The following is a 13,058-nucleotide window of genomic DNA, read 5'->3' as shown; positions in this document are numbered from 1 at the left end:
ACCCACCAATGCATGACGGGGACCTTCATCCCTTTCCCACCCCAGCACCCACCACGCCCACGCCCGGCGGCCGGCGGCGTCGCCGTTGAGGGGCGAAAGCGGGTTGGGCGGGCGGTACAGTGGCGGGGCGCGGTGAGGGCCGCGTCCTGTCCGCGGAAAGGGCTGAGCCCACCCCCGAAGTCGAAGTGCGGTGTGTGCGCCTTCTTCCCTGCCCGGTGCCGGCGGACCACGGGCGAACCGAGGGAAGGAAGGACTCCCCCATGGCCGCGTTGCCCGTAAAACCCGATCTCGCCCAGCTGCGCAAGCGCGCGAAAGAGCTGGCGCGCGCGGAGTCGATCAAGTTGTCCGAGGCGCAGTTCCGCGTCGCGCGCGGGCACGGGTTTCCGAGTTGGCCGAAGTTGCAGGCGTATGTCCGGCGCGTCACCGAAGGCGGGCCGAATCTGCAGCACGCCTACCACGCCGACACCGAGTACTACAGCGAGCGCGCCCTCGGGCTGCTCGCGTCCGCCGAGGACGGGACGGCCGGGGCGCGCGAGGCGTTCGAGCGTCACCGGCAGCCGTTGACGCGCGAGGGCGCGCGGACGGTCGTCGCCAAGGAGCACGGGTTCGGGTCGTGGCGTGGGTTGCGCGAGCACGTCGCGGCGTTGGCGGACAGCGGGGAGCCGTTCGCGCGGGCGTTTCGCCTCCTCGAGGCGAGAGACGTCGACGGGCTGGCGGCGGTGGTCGACGAGTTCCCCGAGCTCGTCCACGCGCGCGGCACCAACGGCAACGATCTCCTCGGCATGGCCGGCGCCACCTGCGACGAACGGCTCACGCGCGTCCTGCTCGAACGCGGCGCCGATCCCGCGCGCGGCAACGCCCACGGCTGGACCCCGTTGCACCAGGCCGCTTACAGCAATCTGCCGCTGCTCGCCGACCTGCTGCTCGACGCCGGCGCACCCCTCGACGTGTCGGCGCGCGGCGACGGCGGGACTCCTCTCGTCGTCGCGCTGTTCTGGGGAAACCAGGCCGTGGCCGAAAAACTGGCGACGCGCGAGCGGTCCCCTCGCAACCTCCGCGTCGCAGCGGGTATCGGGGACGCCGAGCTGCTGGACGAGCTCGTCCGTCCGAACGGGACACTCGCGCCGGCGGCGGGTGCGCACCGTGAGTTCTACCGGCCCCACAGTGGTTTCCCGTCGTGGCGCCCCGGCGACGATCCCCGCGAGATCCTCGACGAGGCCGTCAGCTGGGCCGCGCGCAACGACCGCACCGAAGCCCTGCGCACCCTCGCCGAGCGCGGCGCCGACCTGGACGCCGACGTCTACCGAGGCACCGCCCTCACCTGGGCCGCGGCGCAGGGCAAAGTCGCCTCCGTACGGACATTGCTGGAGCTGGGCGCGGACGTGAACCGCGTCGGGACATTCGGCGGGCCGAGGCACGGCGTCGGCATCACCGCCCTGCACCTCGCGGCGCAGAACAACCGGCTCGACGTCATCGAGGTCCTCGTCGAGGCCGGCGCCGACCTCGACGCGCGCGACGGCCTCTGGAGCTCCACGCCCGAAGGCTGGGCCGACGCGTGCGACAGCCCCGCCGCACGCGCCCTGCTGGCGAAAGCCCGGTAGACAAGCGGAGTACGTAGTCCGTATCGTCGACGACACGAGACGGACTACGGACTCCGTTTCATCCACTGGGAGGACACCCATGACCACACCCCGGCAAGTCTTCGAACGGCTCTCCGAGGGCATCACCACCGGCCGGTTCGACGAGCTTTCCCGGCTCTACGCGGAGAACACCGTCGTTGAGCACCCCACCGCGATCCCCGTCCCCGGCCGCATCGAGGGGCGGGAAGCGGTGCACGAGCGGTTCGTGGGCGGACTAGGGGCGACGCTGCGGCTGTCGGCGAGCGACGTCGTCGTCCACGAGACGACGGACCCCGAAGTGATCGTCGCCGAGTACCGGTACACGGTGGAATCGTCACTCAGCGGCGAAAAGACCGAGACCGAGAACATCCAGGTGTTGCGCGTGCGCGACGGGCTGATCGTCCACAGCCGCGACTACCACGACTACCTGCGCATGGCCGCCGTCCAGGGCGCGGCGGCCGGACTCATCGACGCGTACGCCCAGGTCCCGCCCCGCGAACCCGGCCCGGTCCGGCCGCGGCCTGCGCACCTGGCCGACCGCAAGAGCCCGCTGGGCGTGTTCCAGCGGCTCTGCTTCGGCGTTTCCGACCAGCGCTGGTCCGAGCTGCCCGGCCTCTACGCCGACGTCACCGACGTCCGCCACCCGTTCCTGCCGGGCGCGCCCGCACTGAAGTCCCGCGAAGACCTGCGCACGCACTTCGCGCTGGCCGGGGAGATCGGCATCCGCATGCAGGCCACCGACCTCGTCACCTACCAGGGCACCGATCCCGAGGTGCTGATCGGCGAATTCGCCTACGAGGGGCAACTCGGCGCAACGCCGTTCCGCGTCAACAACATCTTCGCGATGCGCGTGCGCGACGGGGAGATCGTCGAGTCGCGCGACTACGGCGACCACCCGGCGCTCGCGGCCGCGGCCGGCCGGCTCCAGGAGCTGGTCGACAGCGTGACCGCCTAAGCCTCGATGTCCTCGGGCAGATCGAACTCGCCGTCGCGGACGCCCTTCACGAACGCGTCCCACTCCGACGGCGTGAACACGAGCACCACGCCGTCCGGTTTGGACGACTGGCGCATCGCGACGTACGTGACGCCGTCGGTGTGCGGCACGAACGCGTACTCCACGCAGTCCTCGAGCGTGACGCCTTCGGGCTCGGCCCTGATCCAAGGGGCGTCGGTGAGGTCCAGCTCGTGCCGGATGTGCGCCTTGTCGTCGACGGGCTGATCACTCATGCCACCAGCGTATCGACCCGCCACGGCGGGTCTCGCCGCTGAACGGCGAAACCACCGAAAAGGCCCCCTCACCTGCGAGCGAGGGGGCCTTTCCGGGAGATCACAAGACGATCAGGCGGTCTCGGTGATCGGCCGGTCCACCCACGACATGAGGGCACGCAGCTTCTTGCCGGTCTCCTCGATCGGGTGCTGGTTGCCCTGCTCCTCGAGCTTGATGAAGTTCGGGCGCCCGGCCTCGTCCTCGGCGACCCACTCGCGCGCGAAGGTGCCGTCCTGGATCTCGCCCAGGATCTTCTTCATCTCTTCCTTGACCGCCGGCGAGATCACGCGCGGGCCGCGGGTGAGGTCGCCGTACTCGGCCGTGTCGGAGATCGAGTAACGCTGGCGCGCGATGCCGCCCTCGTACATGAGGTCGACGATCAGCTTGAGCTCGTGCAGCACCTCGAAGTAGGCGATCTCCGGGGCGTAACCGGCCTCGGTCAGCACCTCGAAGCCCGTCTGCACCAGCGCCGACGCGCCACCGCAGAGCACGGCCTGCTCGCCGAAGAGGTCGGTCTCGGTCTCCTCGGTGAACGTCGTCTTGATGACGCCCGCGCGCGCACCGCCGATGGCGGCCGCGTACGACAGGGCCAGCGCCTGGGCGCCACCGGTCGCGTCCTGCTCCACCGCGATCAGGCAGGGCACGCCCTTGCCGTCCACGAACTGGCGGCGCACGAGGTGACCCGGGCCCTTCGGGGCGACCATGGCGACGTCGACGTTGCCCGGCGGCTTGATCAGGTCGTAGCGGATGTTGAAGCCGTGGCCGAAGAAGATCGCGTCGCCGTCCTTCAGGTTCGGCGCGATGTCCTCGGAGTAGATGAAGCGCTGCTTCGTGTCGGGCGCGAGGATCATGATCAGGTCGGCTTCGGCCGCCGCCTCGGCGACGTTCAGCACGCGCAGGCCCTGCTCCTCGGCCTTCGCCCGCGACTTCGACCCCTCCGGCAGGCCGATGCGGACGTCGACACCGGAGTCACGCAGGCTCAGCGAGTGGGCGTGGCCCTGGCTGCCGTAGCCGATCACGGCGACCTTGCGACCCTGGATGATCGAGAGGTCCGCGTCGTCGTCGTAGAAGATTTCCACTGCCATGGGGGTACTGCTTCCTTTCGGGTTACTGCTGAAAAATCGACTTCTCAAGAATCAGCGGGGCGAGGTGGCGGTGATCGAGCGGGCCCCGCGACCCACCGCGACCATGCCGGACTGCACGAGCTCACGGATGCCGTACGGCTCGAGCATGCGCAACAGTGCGCCGATCTTGTCCGATGTCCCGGTCGCCTCGACGGTGAGCGCCTCCGGGGACACGTCCACCACCTTGGCACGGAAGAGCTGGACGGTCTCGAGGACCTGGCTGCGCACGGTCGCGTCGGCCCGGACCTTCACGAGCAGCAGTTCACGCTGCACCGCGCTGGACTGTTCCAGCTCAACGATCTTGATCACGTTGACCAGCTTGTTGAGCTGTTTGGTCACCTGTTCGAGCGGTAGCTCTTCAACGGCGACCACGATCGTCATGCGGGACACCTCGGGGTTTTCCGTAGGCCCCACTGCGAGGGACTCGATGTTGAATCCGCGGCGGGAGAACAGGCCGGACACCCGGGCGAGCACGCCGGGCTTGTTCTCGACCAGCACGCTCAACGTGTGGACGGTCATCGGTCTTCTCCTTCCGCGGCGGCTTCGGCGGCTTCGAGGGTCTCGACGGCTTCCTGCGAAACCTCGTCGTCGTCGAACAGCGGCCGGATGCCGCGGACGGCCATGATTTCGTCGTTGCCGGTGCCCGCGGCCACCATCGGCCACACCTGGGCATCCTTCCCCACGACGAAATCGATCACGACGGGGCGGTCGTTGATCTCCATCGCGCGGCGGATCGTCGCGTCGACGTCCTCCTTGGTCTCACAGCGCAACCCGGCGCAGCCGAGGGCCTCGGCCAGCAGCGTGAAGTCGGGGATGCGGTGCTTGTGGGTACCGAGGTCGCTGTTGGAGTACCGCTCCGAGTAGAAGAGGCTCTGCCACTGCCGGATCATGCCGAGGTTGCCGTTGTTGATCACGGCGACCTTGATCGGCGCACCCTCGATGGCGCAGGTTGCGAGCTCCTGGTTGGTCATCTGGAAGCAGCCGTCGCCGTCGATCGCCCACACCTGCGTGTCGGGCAGGCCGAACTGCGCGCCCATGGCCGCCGGGACGGCGAAGCCCATGGTGCCGAGGCCACCGGAGTTGATCCACGTACGCGGCTTCTCGTACTTCACGAACTGCGCGGCCCACATCTGGTGCTGGCCGACGCCCGCGGTGAAGACCGCGTCGGGACCGGCGAGCTCGCCGATGCGCTCGATGACGTACTGCGGCGACAGCGAACCGTCGTCCGGCCACTCGTAGCCGGCCGGGTAGGTGTCGCGCCACGAGTCGACCTGCGTCCACCAGTCGGTGAGGTCCGGCCGCTGCCCGTGCTCGAACTCGGCCTTCACGGCGGCGATCAGCTCGCCGATGATCTCGTTGCAGTCGCCGACGATCGGCACGTCCGCCTTGCGGTTCTTGGAGATCTCGGCCGGGTCGATGTCGGCGTGGATCACCTTCGCGTCGGGCGCGAACGACGACGTCGCGCCGGTGACGCGGTCGTCGAAGCGGGCGCCGAGGGCGATCAGCAGGTCGGACCGCTGCATCGACGCGACCGCGGCGACGGAGCCGTGCATGCCGGGCATGCCGACGTGCTGGGGGTGCGAGTCGGGGAACGCGCCGCGCGCCATCAGCGTGGTGGCGACCGGGATGCCGGTCAGCTCGGCCAGCTCCAGCAGCTGCTGCGACGCCTCGGCCTTGATCACGCCGCCGCCGACGTAGAGGACGGGCCGGCGCGCGTTCGCGATGAGCTTCGCGGCTTCACGCACCTGCTTGCCGTGCGGGCGCAGCGTCGGGCGGTAACCCGGCAGGCGCATCTCCGGCGGCCAGGAGAACGAGGTCATCTCCTGCAGCACGTCCTTGGGAATGTCCACCAGCACCGGGCCGGGTCGGCCCGTGATCGCCAGGTGGAACGCCTCGGCGATGGTCCGCGGGATCTCCGCCGGATCGGTGACGAGGAAGTTGTGCTTGGTGATCGGCATGGTGATGCCGCAGATGTCGGCTTCCTGGAACGCGTCGGTGCCGATAAGCGCACGCGACTGCTGCCCCGTGATGGCGACGACCGGCACGGAGTCCATGTTGGCGTCGGCCAGCGGGGTGACGAGGTTCGTGGCGCCCGGGCCCGACGTCGCCATGCAGACGCCGACCTTGCCGGTCGCCTGGGCGTAACCGGTGGCGGCGTGCCCGGCGCCCTGCTCGTGGCGGACGAGGACGTGACGGACCTTGGTGGAGTCGAGCAGCGGGTCGTACGCCGGGAGGATGGTGCCCCCGGGAATGCCGAAGACGACTTCGGCGCCGACGGCCTCGAGCGAGCGGACGAGCGACTGCGCGCCCGTGACCCTTACCGGGGTTCCCGCCGGCGGCGCCGGCTTCGGACGTGCTCCGGGGACACCGGGCGCGGTCGGCCCGGGCTTCGCGTCGCTGCGCGACGTGGCACTGGTCATCGGTTCTGCCTCGTGGGTTCTCGGTGTCACTCGTTCGGGTTGTCTGTGGCCGTACAGCCGGTCGGAATCCGGTTCTACGCAACAAAAAACCCCCGCCGACCGTAAGGTCGCACGAGGGTCGCGCGTCGACGCAGCGGACTCTTCCTAAGCGTCGACGCGCTGAGGAAGTACGAGGCCGGTCTGCGTTGTCACGGCGCTGACGTTAGACCGGCGTCCGCGCGAGTGTCAACTCTGCGAGACGGCGGTTCCGCATGCTGGACCGCCAGTACTGCTCTGCGGGCGGCCCCACGACCCCGGCGCAAGCACGCCGGAGACGCGGTGCACCATTCATTGGTGGCCGAAAAAGAGCAGGACCAGCGCGCGGACGAAGGCCGGAAGGCCGTGTTCAAGATCCCCAGCACGGCGTACATGGCGATCGCGCTCCTGACCGTGTGTGTGACACCGATCGCACTCGGGGAGATCAACGGGCTGCAATGGCTGTACATCTTCCCGATCGCGCTGTTCGTCTTCGTCGTGCGCACGCGTACCGTCGCGACGCGCGAGGGCCTGGCCGTGCGGACGGTGTTCGGCAAGCGCGACCTCCCGTGGTCGGCTCTGAAGGGGCTCGCCATCACCGGCAGGGCGCGCGTGCGTGCCGTGCTGGGCGACGACACGCAGGTCACGTTGCCCACTGTGCGGACGCGCCACCTTCCGGTGCTCGCGCTCGTGAGCGAGGGGAAGATCAAGGACCCCTCGGGTGTGCTGAGTGACGAAGAGCTCAAGCCGGCCGCGGAAAAAGCCGCCGCGAAGCCGGCCGAGAAGGCCCCGGAGCAGGCTTCCGGCACCGCTCCCGCCGAGACCGGCGGTTCCGCGGCCGAACCCAGTGAGTAGAATTGGTAGGACCAGTTTGCGGAGCAGTCTCGTGACTCCGCCTGGACCAGCCTTCTGACCTGGGAGAATGCCGTGCCGCACCTCCGTTCCCGGACCACCACCCACGGCCGCAACGCGGCGGGCGCGCGCTCGCTCTGGCGCGCGACCGGGATGACCGACAGCGACTTCGGCAAGCCGATCGTCGCGATCGCCAACTCCTACACCCAGTTCGTGCCCGGCCACGTCCACCTCAAGGACCTCGGCGAGATCGTCGCCGAGGCCGTGAAGGAAGCCGGTGGCATCGCGCGCGAGTTCCACACGATCGCCGTCGACGACGGCATCGCGATGGGCCACTCGGGCATGCTCTACTCGCTGCCCTCACGCGAGATCATCGCGGACTCCGTGGAATACATGGTCAACGCGCACCAGGCCGACGCCCTCGTCTGCATCTCCAACTGCGACAAGATCACACCCGGCATGCTCAACGCCGCCATGCGCCTCAACATCCCCACCGTGTTCGTCTCCGGCGGACCGATGGAAGCCGGCAAGGCCGTGGTCGTCGGCGGCGTCGCCCAGGCCCCGACCGACCTGATCACCGCGATCGCCGCGTCGGCGAGCAGCGAGGTCGACGAGGACGGGCTGACCGAGGTCGAGCGTTCGGCCTGCCCGACCTGCGGGTCGTGCTCCGGCATGTTCACCGCGAACTCCATGAACTGCCTCACCGAGGCGCTGGGCCTGTCACTGCCCGGCAACGGCTCCACGCTGGCCACGCACGCCGCGCGCCGCGAACTGTTCTCCGGCGCCGGGCGCACGGTCATCGACCTGTGCAAGCGCTGGTACGGCGAGGACGACGCCTCCGCGCTGCCCCGCTCGATCGCCACCCGCGAGGCCTTCGAGAACGCGATGGCGCTGGACATGGCCATGGGCGGCTCGACCAACACCGTGCTGCACATCCTCGCCGCCGCCCAGGAAGGCGAGGTCGACTTCACCATCAGCGACATCGACGCCATCGGCCGCCGCGTGCCCTGCCTGTCGAAGGTCGCACCGAACTCCGACTACCACATGGAAGACGTCCACCGCGCCGGCGGCATCCCCGCCATCCTGGGCGAGCTGTACCGCGGTGGCCTGCTGAACACCGGCGTCCACTCGGTCCACTCCCCCGACCTCGACTCGTGGCTGAACGAGTGGGACATCCGCGCGGAGTCTCCGTCGGAGAAGGCGGTGGAGCTGTTCCACGCGGCGCCGGGCGGGGTGCGCACGACGAAGGCGTTCTCGACCGAGAATCGCTGGTCGTCGCTCGACACCGACGCCGCCGGCGGCTGCATCCGCGACGTCGAACACGCGTACACGAAGGACGGCGGCCTCGCGATCCTGCGCGGCAACCTCGCCGAGAACGGTGCCGTGATCAAGGCCGCCGGCATCGACGAGGACCTGTGGCGCTTCGAGGGCCCGGCGCGGGTGCTCGAGAGCCAGGAGGAGGCCGTGTCGGCGATCCTCAAGAAGGAGATCCAGCCGGGCGAGGTGCTGGTCATCCGCTACGAGGGCCCCGCCGGCGGGCCGGGCATGCAGGAGATGCTGCACCCCACCGCGTTCCTCAAGGGCTCGGGCCTGGGCAAGAAGTGCGCGCTGATCACGGACGGACGCTTCTCGGGCGGTTCGTCGGGCATCTCCGTCGGCCACATCTCCCCGGAGGCGGCGGCGGGCGGTCTGATCGGCCTGGTGGAGAACGGCGACCGCATCGTGCTGGACGTCCACGAGCGGCGCCTCGAGCTGCTGGTCGACGCCGAGATCCTGGCGGAGCGCCGGTCCAAGATGGAAGCGTCGGAGCGGCCCTGGCAGCCGAAGGAGCGTGAGCGCCCGATCACGGCGGCGCTGCGCGCGTACGCCCGGATGGCGACCTCAGCCGACACGGGTGCGGTGCGGGACCCGAACAAGTGAGTCTTCGCTCGCGATTCTGAGTGCGGGAGGGCCGTCCACCTGGAGTGGGCGGCCCTTTTCGTTTGTTGCTGCTAGTGGTTCTCGCCGGCGAGGGCCGTCCACCCGGTGCGGGTGAACGGCCCTTTCCGCTGTTGCCGCCGAGTGGCGAACCGCAGGTCAGCGCGTCAAAACGATGACCACGACCGACGCCGCCGCGGCCAGGAGCAGCGAGACGATGCCGAGGGGTAGCGGCCGCTTGCGCCACGGCGTGTTCTTCTCCAGGGAGATGCGCCCGGCGCCGGTGAAAATCAGGGCGAGGGCGACGATGCCGATGAGGAGCTCGAACTCCCAGCCGCGGCCGTCGCCCTCGAAGAAGCCGCCGTGGAACTTCGCGTAGACGGCGTTCGCGGCGACGCCCAGGATGCCGGCGGCCGCGAGCGGCGTGAAGAGGCCGACGAGCAGCAGCGCGCTGCCGCCGACCTCGACGATGCCGGTGATCCAGGACAGCAGCGTCGTCTGCTTGTGGTAGCCGAAAGTCTCGAGCACGTGCGCGAATCCCGTGATCCCGGGTCCGCCGAACGCGCCGAACAGGTGCTGCAGGCCGTGAGCCCCCACGATCACGGCCAGCCCGACGCGCAGGATCAGCAGACCGAGGCCGAGGCCGCCCTGGCGCACTTCGTCGTCGTTGTTGCTCGTCGAGTCCTCGACCCCGGACAGCAGGCCGGTCTGGTAGTCGTCCCCTTGACTGGTCACGCGCGAAGGGTAGGGGATACCGACCCCGGCCGCGAGCGAGCGCGCCGAGGTCAGGGGCCCCTTCGCGTCAGTATTCGCCGTGCACGATGTTGTCGGGCAGCTCGCCGCCCGCGTACCGCGCGATCTCGGCCGCGGCGACGGCATACGAGCGTCGCCGCACACCGGCAACGGCCCCGCCGACGTGCGGCGTGAGCAGCAAGCCCGGCGCGTGCCACAGCGGGTGGTCGGCCGGCAGCGGCTCGGGGTCCGTCACGTCGAGCGCGGCGCGCAGGCGGCCGGCGGTGAGCTCGGCGAGCAGCGCGTCGGTGCGCACTACTGGTCCCCTCGCGGCGTTGACGAGGACGGCGCCGTCGGGCATCGCGGCGAGGAACTCGGCGTCGACCATGCCCCGCGTCCGCGACGTAAGGGGGACCATCAGCACCACGATGTCGTGGTGCGGCAACAGTTCGGGCAGCTCGGCGACGCCGTGGACCCCGTCGCGCGCCGACATGCCGACCATCGTGCAGCGGACATCGAACGGCTCGAGCCGGCGCCGCAGCTGCCGTCCGAGGTCTCCGGCGCCGACGATGAGCGCGTGCTGGCCCTGGAGCGTCTCGGCGGAGCGGCGTTCCCAGTGGCGTTCGCGGTGGGCGTCGGCGAAGACGTCCAGCTTCCGGTACATCGACAGCAGGACGGCGACGACCCACTCGGCCGTGCTGCCGCCGTGGGCGCCGCGGCAGGTGGAGAGCAGGACGCCGTCGGGGAGCTTGCCGACCCAGTCCTCGGCGCCGGCGGAGAGCAGCTGCACGAGCTTGAGGTTGGGCAGTTCGCGCCACAGCTCGTCGCCCGCCGGGTGACGACCGGGGATGAGGACCTCCGCCTTCGCGGCTTCGGGCGGCACCGGGTCGCCCCACTGGTAGCGCACGGCCTGCACCTTGGGGAGCTCCGAGAGCGCCTCGACACCCTCGTCGTCGGGGACCAGCACAGTCAGCGTCATGATCGCCACGTTAGCCACTTACTCCGCGCTCACGCGGGGGCACCTAGGCTGGAGCATCATGCGTACCCGGTACCGGTGGTCGGCGCCGCTGGCCCTCCTCGCCTCGGGCGGACTCCTGCTGTCGGGCTGCGCGCGGTTCGACGACACCGCGGCCGGCCAGACGTTCAGCGCCGCCCCGGCGCCCAGCCCCGAATCGCCGCCTCAGGTCCAGGACCCGGGCGACCCGTCGGGCGACGGCCAAGGCGGCGTGGGCCGCGGTGGTCAGCAGCAGTCGCCCACGCCGATCCCGCCGCCGCAGGGGTGCAAGGACTTCGACAAGGCCGTGATCGCCACGTGCTTGGACACCGTCGCGGCCGTGGCCGGCCTGCCGGGTGATGGCTCGACGCCCGCGGCTCTCGCCGGTGAACGGAAATCGGGCCGCGTGGTCCTCGCCACCGCCGGCCGAGACGCAACGCCGTTCGCGCAGCTCGACGTCGTCGCCACGGGTGACGGCGGCCTCACCTCGCTGGCGCTGTCGCCGAGCTACGTCGAGGACCAGCTGGTGTTCGCCTACATCACCACGGCGACCGACAACCGCGTCGTGCGCTTCGCGAAGGGCCAGCCGCCGAAGCCGGTGCTCACGGGCATCCCGAAGGGCGCGACCGGCAACCGCGGCGCCCTCGTCGGCGACGGCCGCGGCTCCCTCCTCGTCGCGACGGGCGACGCGGGCAACCCCGCGTCCGCCGCCGACCCGAAGTCGCTGGCGGGCAAGGTCCTGCGCATCGACACGTCGGGAGCCCCGGCCGCCGGCAACCCGACCGCGGGCTCCGCCGTGTACGCCTCCGGCCTCCACGCCCCCGGCGGCCTCTGCACCTCCCCCGACGGCAAGCGCGTGTGGGTCACCGACCAGACCTCCGGTCCCGACGCGCTGTACCGCGTCCAGGCCGGCCAGGCCCTGTCGACGCCCGCGTGGACCTGGCAGGACAAGCCGGGCGTCCGCGGCTGCGCCGACTTCGCCGACCAGAACGGCATCCTCGGCATCGCGTCCTCCGTCGGCCTGCAGAACCTGCCGGTCAACCCGGACGGCGCCGTCACCGGAAAGCCGAGCGTCAGCCTCGACGGCAAGGGCAAACCCCCCACGACGTACGGCCGCCTCGCCGCCATGAGCATGATCAGCCCCCAACTGGCAGTCGCCGGCACCACCAACAAGGACGGCGGCAAACCCGTCTCCAGCGACGACCGCGTCGTCCTCATCACCATCGTCCAAACCGACGGCGGTCCGGGGAAGGACTGAGGCCCGGCTTCCGCCTGAGCTGGGTGTTTGTGGTTGTCGCCGTTGAGCGGCAACGGCTGGTGGCGGGCTCGTTCCCAGCCCGCTTGTTGCCTGAGCCGACAGCCCGTCGCCATCCACCAACGACCGGCCGGCCTCCGCACCACCTCTCGCTGATCCTTTCGCCGTTCGGCGGCGATGGGTCGCCGTACCTCGGCACCACCCTGGTCACCGCGCCTCGACCGCCGTGGTCGCCGCTCAGGGGCGAACCGCGGTCGCTGCTCAGGGACAGCGCCCTCGCCGTTCCGCGTCGAGCCGGCAGTCGCCGTTCATCGGCGAACTCCAGTTGCGGCTTCGCCGGCCAAGCGGCAGTCGCTATTCAGAGGCCAGCTCCCGGGTCTCACTTCTGGCGAAGTGGCAGTCGCCGCTTACCGGCGAATCACATCGCCGTTCACGACTGAAGCGGCAGTCGCCACCCGGCGGCCATTCCCCCACGAAGCAGCAGTCACCGTTCAGACGCGAATCGCTGTGCACCTCATACGCGAAGCAGCCGCAGTCGCCAGTCAGCGGCAAATCTCCATTGCCGCTTCCAGCGGACCACCAGTCGCCACTCAACGGCGAATACCGGGGGCCGCTCCAGACGAGCCACCGCTCGTCACTCAACGGCCAATCCCCGTTGCCGCTCGAGGCGAGCCGGCAGTCGCTGTTCAGCAGTGAATCGCGTTGTCGTTCAACCGCGAGCCAGCACTCGCCCCTCAACGGCTAATCCCCGTTGCCGCCCAAAGACGACTCGGCAGGCGCCGCTCAACGGCGAGGCCGCGCCGCCGTTCCCAGGCGTGCCGCCCGTCGCCGCTCAACGGCGAGGCTCCGTTACCGTTCCCGCG

General features: G+C 70.2%; 11 protein-coding genes. 5 read left to right on the top strand and 6 right to left on the bottom strand.

Features of this window, described 5'->3' with window-relative positions:
• Positions 1 to 260 precede the first annotated feature (260 nt).
• Positions 261 to 1,601 (top strand): ankyrin repeat domain-containing protein, encoded by a 1,341-nt coding sequence (locus ACQPXB_RS09820; protein WP_432851020.1) that lies wholly within the window; start codon positions 261 to 263, stop codon positions 1,599 to 1,601.
• Between the two features lie 79 nt (positions 1,602 to 1,680).
• Complete coding sequence (locus tag ACQPXB_RS09815) at positions 1,681 to 2,574, top strand: nuclear transport factor 2 family protein (RefSeq protein ID WP_432851018.1); 894 nt, start codon at positions 1,681 to 1,683, stop codon at positions 2,572 to 2,574.
• On the opposite strand, the gene ACQPXB_RS09810 is transcribed toward ACQPXB_RS09815, so the two are convergent.
• The 4 genes from ACQPXB_RS09810 to ACQPXB_RS09795 form a co-directional block, all read right to left on the bottom strand.
• Positions 2,571 to 2,846 carry a DUF397 domain-containing protein gene (locus ACQPXB_RS09810; protein WP_432851016.1) on the bottom strand — a complete coding sequence of 92 codons (276 nt, stop codon included), beginning with the start codon at positions 2,844 to 2,846 and terminating at the stop codon, positions 2,571 to 2,573. The genes ACQPXB_RS09815 and ACQPXB_RS09810 overlap by 4 nt on opposite strands.
• 111 nt (positions 2,847 to 2,957) lie before the next feature.
• Positions 2,958 to 3,971, bottom strand: coding sequence for a ketol-acid reductoisomerase (gene ilvC / locus ACQPXB_RS09805; RefSeq protein WP_285969689.1), 1,014 nt, complete (start codon positions 3,969 to 3,971; stop codon positions 2,958 to 2,960).
• Positions 3,972 to 4,022: 51 nt separating this feature from the next.
• A complete protein-coding gene (ilvN, locus tag ACQPXB_RS09800; protein ID WP_220237608.1) occupies positions 4,023 to 4,529 on the bottom strand; it encodes an acetolactate synthase small subunit in 507 nt (168 codons plus the stop codon).
• Positions 4,526 to 6,430 carry an acetolactate synthase large subunit gene (locus ACQPXB_RS09795; RefSeq protein ID WP_366579323.1) on the bottom strand — a complete coding sequence of 635 codons (1,905 nt, stop codon included), beginning with the start codon at positions 6,428 to 6,430 and terminating at the stop codon, positions 4,526 to 4,528. Before ACQPXB_RS09795 ends, ilvN begins: the two co-directional genes overlap by 4 nt.
• A 333-nt stretch (positions 6,431 to 6,763) precedes the next feature.
• Between ACQPXB_RS09795 and ACQPXB_RS09790 the strand changes: the two genes are divergently transcribed.
• The gene (locus tag ACQPXB_RS09790) at positions 6,764 to 7,300 is read left to right on the top strand and encodes a PH domain-containing protein (RefSeq protein WP_432851013.1); all 537 of its coding nucleotides are present in this window, start codon (positions 6,764 to 6,766) and stop codon (positions 7,298 to 7,300) included.
• Positions 7,301 to 7,372: 72 nt separating this feature from the next.
• Positions 7,373 to 9,217, top strand: coding sequence for a dihydroxy-acid dehydratase (gene ilvD, locus ACQPXB_RS09785; protein ID WP_432851011.1), 1,845 nt, complete (start codon positions 7,373 to 7,375; stop codon positions 9,215 to 9,217).
• A gap of 156 nt (positions 9,218 to 9,373) precedes the next feature.
• Here ilvD and ACQPXB_RS09780 read toward each other — a convergent pair whose 3' ends face one another.
• Both ACQPXB_RS09780 and ACQPXB_RS09775 read right to left on the bottom strand, forming a co-directional pair.
• Complete coding sequence (locus tag ACQPXB_RS09780) at positions 9,374 to 9,949, bottom strand: DoxX family protein (RefSeq protein ID WP_366579317.1); 576 nt, start codon at positions 9,947 to 9,949, stop codon at positions 9,374 to 9,376.
• 67 nt (positions 9,950 to 10,016) lie between these two features.
• Positions 10,017 to 10,925, bottom strand: coding sequence for a 2-hydroxyacid dehydrogenase (locus ACQPXB_RS09775; protein ID WP_432851009.1), 909 nt, complete (start codon positions 10,923 to 10,925; stop codon positions 10,017 to 10,019).
• A gap of 58 nt (positions 10,926 to 10,983) precedes the next feature.
• On the opposite strand from ACQPXB_RS09775, the gene ACQPXB_RS09770 reads away from it, so the two are divergent.
• A complete protein-coding gene (locus ACQPXB_RS09770) occupies positions 10,984 to 12,198 on the top strand; it encodes a PQQ-dependent sugar dehydrogenase (RefSeq protein WP_432851007.1) in 1,215 nt (404 codons plus the stop codon).
• The last annotated feature ends 860 nt before the right edge of the window (positions 12,199 to 13,058 follow it).

It is taken from the genome of Amycolatopsis sp. CA-161197 (genome assembly GCF_050942255.1).
In the GTDB taxonomy this organism is placed as follows: domain Bacteria; phylum Actinomycetota; class Actinomycetes; order Mycobacteriales; family Pseudonocardiaceae; genus Amycolatopsis.
This window is presented reverse-complemented; position numbering and strand designations above follow the sequence as displayed.

Excerpts from the sequence above, each read along its gene's own strand:
- ACQPXB_RS09810 (WP_432851016.1), bottom strand. The coding sequence starts at position 2,846 with ATGAGTGATCAGCCCGTCGACGACAAGGCGCACATCCGGCACGAGCTG.
- ACQPXB_RS09795 (WP_366579323.1), bottom strand. The coding sequence starts at position 6,430 with ATGACCAGTGCCACGTCGCGCAGCGACGCGAAGCCCGGGCCGACCGCG.
- ACQPXB_RS09775 (WP_432851009.1), bottom strand. The coding sequence starts at position 10,925 with ATGACGCTGACTGTGCTGGTCCCCGACGACGAGGGTGTCGAGGCGCTC.
- ACQPXB_RS09820 (WP_432851020.1), top strand. The coding sequence starts at position 261 with ATGGCCGCGTTGCCCGTAAAACCCGATCTCGCCCAGCTGCGCAAGCGC.
- ACQPXB_RS09770 (WP_432851007.1), top strand. The coding sequence starts at position 10,984 with ATGCGTACCCGGTACCGGTGGTCGGCGCCGCTGGCCCTCCTCGCCTCG.
- ACQPXB_RS09815 (WP_432851018.1), top strand. The coding sequence starts at position 1,681 with ATGACCACACCCCGGCAAGTCTTCGAACGGCTCTCCGAGGGCATCACC.
- ilvC (WP_285969689.1), bottom strand. The coding sequence starts at position 3,971 with ATGGCAGTGGAAATCTTCTACGACGACGACGCGGACCTCTCGATCATC.
- ilvN (WP_220237608.1), bottom strand. The coding sequence starts at position 4,529 with ATGACCGTCCACACGTTGAGCGTGCTGGTCGAGAACAAGCCCGGCGTG.